The 2,147-nt window shown below is 55.0% G+C and carries 3 protein-coding genes and 1 pseudogene; 2 read left to right on the top strand and 2 right to left on the bottom strand.

The genetic code is table 11. From position 1 onward, the window contains the following. A partial coding sequence (gene wrbA / locus RTK32_RS21200) for an NAD(P)H:quinone oxidoreductase (protein ID WP_312047387.1) occupies positions 1-407 on the bottom strand: 407 nt, incomplete at its 3' end. Positions 408-747: 340 nt separating this feature from the next. On the opposite strand from wrbA, the gene RTK32_RS21195 reads away from it, so the two are divergent. After that, positions 748-924 carry a general stress protein gene (locus tag RTK32_RS21195; protein ID WP_312047385.1) on the top strand — a complete coding sequence of 59 codons (177 nt, stop codon included), beginning with the start codon at positions 748-750 and terminating at the stop codon, positions 922-924. 121 nt (positions 925-1,045) lie between these two features. Continuing rightward, complete coding sequence (locus RTK32_RS21190; protein WP_312047383.1) at positions 1,046-1,957, top strand: DMT family transporter; 912 nt, start codon at positions 1,046-1,048, stop codon at positions 1,955-1,957. Here the strand turns inward: RTK32_RS21190 and RTK32_RS21185 are convergent. Continuing rightward, positions 1,954-2,147: pseudogene (locus tag RTK32_RS21185) on the bottom strand (pyrimidine utilization transport protein G); the annotation flags it as partial. The gene RTK32_RS21190 and the pseudogene RTK32_RS21185 overlap by 4 nt on opposite strands.

Genomic DNA, 2,147 nt, shown 5'->3' with positions numbered 1-2,147 from the left:
CCGTAATGAGCAAGTGTAGTCCAGGTTGTGGTAATCGTCTGTTCCTGACCGCCACCGGTACCGGTAGAGGCGAAAACGCTGGCGATTTTTCCGTGCAGCGCGCCGGATGCCCAAAGGCCACCGGTACGGTCAAGGAAAGTGCGCATTTGCCCGGACATATTGCCAAAACGGGTCGGCGTGCCAAATAAAATAGCATCGTACTGCGGCAGCTCGTCCGTCGTGGCTTCAGCCGCATCCTGATCGGTTTTGCCACCGACCTGGGCAAAACGTTCAGCATTCATGGTTTCTGGCACGCGTTTTATGGTGACTTCGGCACCGCTGACGCGCCGCGCGCCTTCCGCTACTGCGTTCGCCATGGTTTCCACATGTCCGTACATTGAATAATAGAGCACTAAAATCTTTGCCATCAGTCACTCCCTGAGTAGGTGGTTATAAGCAGTGTTCGATAAAAAAGTATAGATGAGACTGCTTCAGCTTGCCGAAATGCAAACGCTAACGGGCTAAAAGACGAGCATTCCAGAAATTGCTGAAAATAAATATTAGATTTAATAATATGATTTTCAGCCGGTTTTAATAAGGGGTGGGCCTTTCAGAAAGGCATTTTGATAAAATAATCCGCGCTTCGCGCCGATAATCTATGCTTAATAACGCGGCGGTAAGCTGAAGGGCTGGCTAATGCCGTGAGGGTGGGGCCACTGGCTCACCGTGATAATGCAGTATGATGGCTTAACTATTCGGAGGTAAGAAATGGCAGAACATCGTGGTGGATCTGGAAATTTCGCTGAAGACCGTAAAAGAGCATCAGAAGCAGGCCGTAAAGGCGGCAAGGCCAGCGGCGGTAATTTTAAGAATGACCCGCAGCGCGCTTCAGAGGCCGGGGAAAAAGGAGGCCGTAACAGCCGGGGCAGTCGCGATAAAACCTGACCCGATAAGGTCCTCCTTACGCCGCCGGGGCCACCTGGCGGCGTAAACGCCGTTTGGCATTATTGATTGATTCCTGCGAAAACCCTTGCCACACTGCGCCAAAAATTTACATGAGCGCGCTATGTCTTTTCTTTCCCGTTACAAATTTTCTTTCAGCTCTCAGGAGCTGGTGCTGATGCTGATTACGGTGGTTTGGGGCGGCACCTTTCTGGCCGTACACCATGCCATGACCGTCAGCGGGCCTTTCTTTTTCGTCGGTCTGCGCTTTGCTACGGCCGCGCTGTTGCTGGCCTTCATCGCGCGGAAATCGCTGCGCGGTCTGACGCGGGTGGAGTGCAAAGCCGGTGCCGCCATTGGCCTTGCCATCAGCGGCGGCTACGGCCTGCAAACCTGGGGAATGCAAACCATCGAAAGCAGCCAGTCGGCGTTTATTACCGCGCTGTATGTGCCGCTGGTCCCGCTGTTGCAATGGATTTTTTTACGACGGATGCCTGGGATAATGGCCTGGGTTGGCATCGTGCTGGCGTTCAGCGGCCTGATGCTGCTGGCCGGGCCGAAAAGCGGCGCGCTTGCTTTTAGCGCAGGCGAAACGGCAACGCTGCTTAGTACGCTGGCTATTGCAGGTGAAATCATTCTCATCGGTGCCAGCGCGGGCAAAGTGGATGTTAAAAGAGTGACCGTTGTACAGCTGGCCGTTGCCTCGCTTTGCTCGTTTCTGTTAATGGTGCCCAACGGGGAAACGGTACCGCCTTCTTCACCCTATTTGTGGTATAGCGCGCTGGGGCTGGGGGCGGCCAGTGCCTTAATTCAGGTTACTATGAACTGGGCGCAGCGCAGTGTATCGCCAACTCGCGCGACGGTTATCTACGCGGGTGAGCCGGTCTGGGCTGGTATTGTCGGAAGGATAGCAGGCGAGCGGCTGCCGGGCGTGGCTTTACTGGGAGGCGTGCTGATCGTTGCAGGCGTACTGATTAGCGAACTTAAGCTGAAAAAGCGGGCGAAGCGGCCTTCGCCCGACAAGCAACCAGGCTAGCTTTGCTGCCGCGCTACGTCGTTTAATGCGGCGGCGCGGCGGTAGCTGAGAAGAGCGTTGAGAATAATCGCCCCGAAGGTGGCCGTACCTATCCCACCCAGGGTAAAACTGCCCATTTTTAGCGCAAAATCGCCTGCGCCCAGCACCAGCGTAACGGCAACCATAATCAGGTTGCTGTTCTGGCCCAAAT

The organism is Erwinia sp. (assembly GCF_031978025.1).
Taxonomy (GTDB): Bacteria; Pseudomonadota; Gammaproteobacteria; order Enterobacterales; family Enterobacteriaceae; genus Erwinia.
This window is presented reverse-complemented; position numbering and strand designations above follow the sequence as displayed.